Source organism: Streptomyces sp. NEAU-174, from assembly GCF_052665095.1.
In genome coordinates, this window is sequence record NZ_JBQTCE010000014.1 from 323546 (window position 1) to 329749 (window position 6204).

Consider the following 6204-nt stretch of genomic DNA (forward strand, 5'->3'; position numbering starts at 1 on the left):
TCCTGTCCATGTCACGGCGTGCCGTAGGCGCATGGAATCACTCCGATATCGTTCCCCGCACTGCTGGGCAAGACGACTTCCGTGTCCCCGCGCCAACAACTCAGTGCTTGTCTAGGACGTCATGGCTAAGGACTGTTTGACTGATCGGCTTTCAGAATGCCGAGAGCCATAGCATCCAGCCTTGTCATTCCGCGCAGGGTTGTTGCCAATTCGCGCACGTCTTGGGCGGCAGGTGTCTGTAGTCCCTCGGGGGATCCCGTAGGTGGCCCGGAACAGGCGGGTGAAGTGGGTGGGGTTGGTGAAGCCCCAGCGTTCGGCGATGGCTTGGATGGGGCGGGTGTTCAGGCGGGGGTTGGTCAGGTCGAGGCGGCAGCGGTCCAGACGGCGGTGGCGTATCCAGGCTGCCGGTGATGTGTCGTCTTCGGCGAGCAGCTGCTGGAGGTGGCGCAGGGAGATGTGGTGGGCGTCCGCGATCGTTTGGGGAGGCAGGTCGGGATCGGCGAGGTGCTGCTCGACGAACACGTTGATCTGGGCCCGCAGGGCACTCCTGCGGGCCTCCGGGCTCAGCGTCACCTCAGCCTCCAGGCAGCCGGCGAGCGCGGACGCCAGGAGATCCAGGGTGACCGAGGCGAGGGTGGGGATGTCGGCGGAGATGAATTCGCCGGCGCGCGCGTTGAGGTCGACCAGCCAGCGGGCAAACACCCCGCCCATGCCGCAGCGCCCGCTGATCGGGACTGCGATCAGGCCCTGCACCGTCTTCTCTGGCAGCGGCAGCATCCGGCGAGGACACTGCACGATCAGTTGCGACCAGCTGTCTTGAAGGGCGTGGCGGTGGGCATGGTAGAGATGGCTGCTGTCCAACACCATGAGGTCGCCAGCGCCCATGGCCGTGTCACTCCCGGCCATGGACAGAGCCCCCTTCCCGCCGAGAATGTAGCTGATCTGGTACACCTCGGGGTCGGACTGCCGGATCATTTTCGCTGTCCGCGTGATCTCCAGATGGGGGAAGGCAACCGCCGACAGCTGGACCTCGCCCAAGTCCAGGACGCGTATCTTGGCTCTGAAGTCGTCATGGTCGTTGCTGCGCATCCGGGTGCGCATGTGCGCTTGTCCAGTGGCTTCTTCCCACACTGCGAAGCGTTCCGGCGCTGCCACAGCCTCCGTGCTGAACTCCCTCAGCAGCATTCCCCAGCCCCCCGTTGCCGGTTCCCCTGCGGCTTCGAACGTGGCATGGGGAGGTACACGCAGTCCAGCAGCACTTTGGTCACATGTGCCGCCAGGCACCTCCTGGCAGCAGCGAAGTCTAAAGATCAAGAGCATCGAGGATCAGAAACAGCTTCTGACCCAAGAAGGCCACTACGTAACGTGCGGTCAACAGGATCCTCCACTCTTGTCGGCGCCGTCCCGGTAGTCGGTATGGTGGGTGGTTTCCAAACCGATGGGGGAGTTGACGTGTGGGGAATCAACGGTCGTCAGGGGAAGGCCTTATGCGGCGGTGGCCTCGTGCTGCTTCTGACAGTGGTTCTCACAGGTTGTGGGGGCGGCGATGGGCAGTCCGAGGGTCTGGCCGGATCAGCGGCCGGTGCGCCGAAAGGGTCAGCGTCCGGTTCGTCGGCGGATTCCAGGACAGGGCTGCTCTACCGGGACAAGGAAGTCTCGCTGAGTAATGTCCAGGCGATCAAGAACGGATGCCCGTCTGACTTCAACTTTTACGTGGAGTTCGCTGACAGCGGGCCGCGCGTCCTCGGGCCCCATGAGTCGAACCCGCGCCTGAACGACGAGGGGGACCAGACGGACGAGGGCAGGCCACCTGTCCTGTCCTGGGAGCCTCCCTGCTCCTGGGACAACGAGGTTTTGGACTTCGACGACGTGCCCGTCGCCAAGGTTGCCGCGGACGCCGGGGACCTCGACCAGGCGGGCTGCCAGGATGCCGCCCGGGCAGCGGTCGGCAACGGCACGCACATCGACCGCTACAAGACCGGGGCCCTGGCGCCGGGGGACCGGTTCTGCGAGGACTTCGCCGCGGGCGGCCGCGTGGTCCTCCTGCGCGTGGTGAAGGTGAGCGGATCCCCCGTCGGGGAGCTGACGTTGTCGGCGACCGTGTGGGCCGGGCCGGCGAAGACCGAGGGCGCGCCGGCGCAGCCCGGCGACAAGGTCTACGAGAACCAGCCCGTCACGGTGTCCGACGACGTGGCCAAGGCGCGCGGCTGTGTCCTTGGCAGCCTTGGGCTCGGTTCGGACATGCCGGTCGTTACGTACAGGAGCAGACTGAACGGCGGCGGGGGAGACATCGAGTACTCCCCGAGCTGTCTGGTCGGAAGTCCGAAGATGTGGTTCCGCGGATACGTGGCCCGGGTGGAGGGCACCGCCGACCTGGGCCTCACCGCTTGCCAGGACGCTGCGGCGCGCAGCGAGAGCAACGAACTCGAGATACCGGTCTCCGAACTGCGGACCGGGGACCGATTCTGCAGGTTCGACAGTCTCGACAAGGACGTCGCTCAGCTGAAGGTGACCGCCGTAACCGCCAAGCGCCCCGCCTCGGTGACTTTCTCGGTCACCCGCTGGAAAGCTCCCGAACCGTCGTAACAGCAAGGAGCGCAGGTCCTGACCGGGACGCAGGTCCTGACCGGGACGCTGGCCTTGAGAAGCATCGCCCTCCTGCCTGCTTCGGGCGGATCCGCCCGAAGCAGGCGATCCCCTGACCTGCAAGAGCCAGGCCAGATGAGAAATAGGTTCTATACTCCAGTCTGGTTTCGTGATCTTGCGGCGGACCCGGCTGGGAACGGGTACGGCCACCGCGTGATCATCAGGGGTTGTGTGGACTCCTGAAGATCGTGCGGTGGCCGCAGGCCATAGCGTAGACCCTGCCCGCTGGCGAGCGATGTTCGACCAGGCCATGGCTCGGATCGCTGAACGGTTCGGCCGAGTTGATCCGCGAGCCACCGCCCGCGCCTATCTTCTCGGGCTGCTGTCGAATGTCGAGCGCAAGAACTGCTGGCAGCTGGCTGAACAGGCCGGTCACACCCGGCCCGGGCCGATGCAGCGCCTGCTGCGCTACGCCCGCTGGGACGCCGATACCGTCCGTGATGACCTGCGCGCCTACGCCGTCGACCACCTTGGCACCCACGGCGGTGTTCTGGTCGTGGATGAGACCGGCTTTGTGAAGAAGGGCCGGGCCTCGGCGGGGGTGCAGCGGCAGTACACCGGTACCGCAGGACGCATCGAGAACAGCCAGGTCGGCGTGTTCCTCGCGTTGGCCACCGTGCGGGGGCGGGCGCTGATCGACCGCCCGCTCTATCTGCCCGAGCACTCCTGGTCTACCGATCCCGGGCGCCGCCACGCGGCCGGGATACCCGACGAGGTGCAGTTCGCGACCAAGCCCCGCCTGGCCCAAGAGATGATCGCCGCCGCGCTGGACGCCGGCATCACCGCCTCCTGGGTGACCGGCGACGCAGTCTACGGCCAGGACCCCAGCTCCGCGCCGCTCTGGAGGCACGGGGCCTGGGCTACGTGCTGGCCGTCGCCTGCTCCACCCGGGTCCGGGTCAACCACGGCCGCACCCGGATCCGCGCCGATGTCCTCGCCCGCTGTCTGCCCGCCACGGCCTGGCAGCGGCACAGCACCGGGGCAGGGGCGAAAGGCCCGCGCTACTACGACTGGGCCTGGATCCACACCGGCACCGATCATCACCGCCACTTGCTGATCCGCCGCAACCGGACCACCGGTGAACTCGCCTTCTATCTGTGCTGGTCACCCACCAAGGTGCCCCTGGCGGAACTGGTCCGCGTCGCAGGTGTCCGCTGGAGCGTGGAGGAGTGTTTCCAGGCCGCCAAGGGCCAAGTCGGCCTCGACCATTACCAGGGTCCGGAACTGGACCGCATGGCACCGGCACATCACGCTCGCCATGCTCGCCCTGGCCTTCCTGACCGCCGTCGCCGCCATCACGGCACCGGACCGGACCACCGACCCGGACCCCCCATCCGCTGCAGCGATCCGATCACGTTGACCGTCCCGGAGATCCACCACCTGCTCGTCATTGTCCTCAGCCCACCGGCCGTCACCGCGGCCAGACTGCTGCACTGGTCCACCTGGCGCAGACGCCACCAGGCAACAGCCCAACGCAGCCACTACCGACGGCGGTCCCTTGACGAACTTGCTCCCACGTGGTGCCTGTCGGCGTGACGATCGACGCAGCCGCAGGCATCGCGCGCGCCATCACCCGACCGCAAATCCAGCAAAAGGTTGCCAATGTGCTGGCAGCGAGGCCCGTGTAGCCGTCTGCCAACTGACGGAGGCCGCCGGGCCACGCTGGAAGGAACGGCGGAAGTCCGCGCGGACTCGGATGCAGAAGCCGCGCTATGCCGATCGCTACGGACGTATGCTGGTGCCTGATCCGGGGCGCGTCGTGATTGAGATCGTGATCGAACGAGCCACGGGTCGAGCGGTGCTTCCTCATCTCGAAGGTCGCGGACACCTCGGCGTAGGGTGGGGTCCGGCTCGCGAGCATGGGGTGGTAAAGGGCGCGTCCGCGGGGCCGGGCGGAAGCCCTCCGCGTGCGGGTGCCGGGCGATTGCCTCGGAGCGATGTCCCTGGCCGACCAGTTCGCGGGCGGTCTCGCCCGTGGTGGTTCTCCCTCCGGCCCAGGTGACGGTGACGGTGCCCGGACGTCTCGGGCGGCGGCCTCAAGGGTCGCCTCGGGTGCAGTTGACGTCGTGTGCCGGGCGGGCCAGAGCCATCGGGATCGCGGTGATCGGTGACAAAGGTGGCGCCGAGGCCCAGCAGCCGTTCCACCTCCTGTTCACGCGAGGTCTCTGGGCGCAGACACAGATGGATCCGGTTCTTGATCGTCTTGGCCTCGGGCACCTGGTTGAAGTGCAGCACTGGTCCCTCCGCCAGCAGCACCTGAGCCTCCGGATCACCCGGTTTGTCCTCCGGGTGCAACGGGCGGCCGGTCACCCTGCTCCAGAACCGGGCCAACTCGTAGGCATCCGCACAGTCAATCGCCACGTTCTGCAATACCGAGACCATGTGCGTGAGCCTTCCTGATTTCCACTCCAGACGCCACCGAGTTGCGCTCGTTCTTCGACGCATACAGGTCGGGGTCGAGCTCCTTGCGGGGCCCGGCGGTCCGCGGTTGTGCCGTGTACCCCATCGGCTGACCAGCTCACAGCCGCTGTGTCCGACGACCCACGCAGGCGGTAGCCGTAACGGTCAGCTCACCGGTGTTCCCACCGGCTTCACCGACCTGGATTCTCCGACCGGAGGGCTGCACCCCGGCCAACTGGTCCTCATAGCCCGCGACGCCTTGGGAAGGCCAAGCGGCCACGCCGGGAACAGCCGGTCCGGCCGGCAGCGTTGCATCGACCGAAGGACCGGCGTCGGACGGGTGGGAACAAGGCCATCCGCCCCAACAGGACCGGGCCCCAGGACCGCGGAACGCTCGCCGCGCACTTGGATCAAGACGTTTTTCTTGCAGGAGGACTGTTTCATGACTGACCGGTCCTTGACGCTGATGGCAGTGCACGCCCACCCCGACGACGAGGCCACCGGGACCGGAGGGGTCCTCGCGCGATACGCGGCGGAAGGCATCCGTACGGTTCTCGTGACGTGTACCGACGGCGGTTGCGGTGACGGACCGGGGGGTGTCAAGCCGGGCGATCCCGGGCACGATCCGGCGGCGGTCGCCTTGATGCGCCGTCAGGAGCTCGAGGCGAGCTGTGAGGTCCTGAAGATCAGCGATCTGGAGATGCTGGACTATGCCGACTCCGGGATGACGGGCTGGCCGAGCAACGACGCCCCCGGATCCTTCTGGCAGACCCCCGTGGAGGAGGGCGCGGCCCGGCTCGCGGAACTCATGCGGCACTACCGGCCCGATGTGGTCGTCACCTATGACGAGAACGGCTTCTACGGCCACCCTGACCACATCCAGGCCCACCGCATCACGATGGCGGCGCTGGAGATGACCGAGCTGACCCCGAAGGTGTACTGGACCACGATGCCCCACTCGGGGATGCGGCGGTTCGGCGAGATCATGCGCGAGTTCCATGAGGACATGCCGGAGCCGGATCCCGCCGAGGCCGCCGCGATGGCGAAGATCGGCCTCCCCGACGATGAGATCACCACGTGGGTGGACACCACCGCGTTCAGCGGCCAGAAGTTCGACGCGCTGGCCGCGCACGCCAGTCAGGGCGAGAACATCTTCTT

Annotated in this window: 3 protein-coding genes and 2 pseudogenes; 3 read left to right on the forward strand and 2 right to left on the reverse strand. The window is 67.1% G+C overall.

Going from position 1 to position 6204, the window contains the following annotated elements; genetic code table 11:
- Positions 1–111 precede the first annotated feature (111 nt).
- On the reverse strand, positions 112–1089 hold the full coding sequence (locus ACT2CW_RS35760) for an AraC-like ligand-binding domain-containing protein (RefSeq protein ID WP_445519547.1): 978 nt from the start codon (positions 1087–1089) through the stop codon (positions 112–114).
- Between the two features lie 363 nt (positions 1090–1452).
- Between ACT2CW_RS35760 and ACT2CW_RS35765 the strand changes: the two genes are divergently transcribed.
- Both ACT2CW_RS35765 and ACT2CW_RS35770 read left to right on the forward strand, forming a co-directional pair.
- Positions 1453–2586, forward strand: a complete 1134-nt coding sequence (locus ACT2CW_RS35765) for a hypothetical protein (protein ID WP_445519548.1) — start codon at positions 1453–1455, stop codon at positions 2584–2586.
- 295 nt (positions 2587–2881) lie between these two features.
- Positions 2882–4182, forward strand: a pseudogene (locus ACT2CW_RS35770) (IS701 family transposase).
- A gap of 543 nt (positions 4183–4725) precedes the next feature.
- On the opposite strand, the pseudogene ACT2CW_RS35775 reads toward ACT2CW_RS35770, so the two are convergent.
- Positions 4726–5028 (reverse strand): annotated as a pseudogene (locus ACT2CW_RS35775) (VOC family protein); the annotation flags it as partial.
- Between the two features lie 460 nt (positions 5029–5488).
- Here ACT2CW_RS35775 and ACT2CW_RS35780 point away from each other — a divergent pair.
- On the forward strand, positions 5489–6204 hold a 716-nt coding region (locus tag ACT2CW_RS35780; RefSeq protein ID WP_445519549.1), incomplete at its 3' end, for a PIG-L family deacetylase.

What these genes read in the sequence shown, in the direction of transcription:
- ACT2CW_RS35760 (WP_445519547.1), bottom strand. Translation starts at nt 1,089, where the DNA reads ATGCGCAGCAACGACCATGACGACTTCAGAGCCAAGATACGCGTCCTG.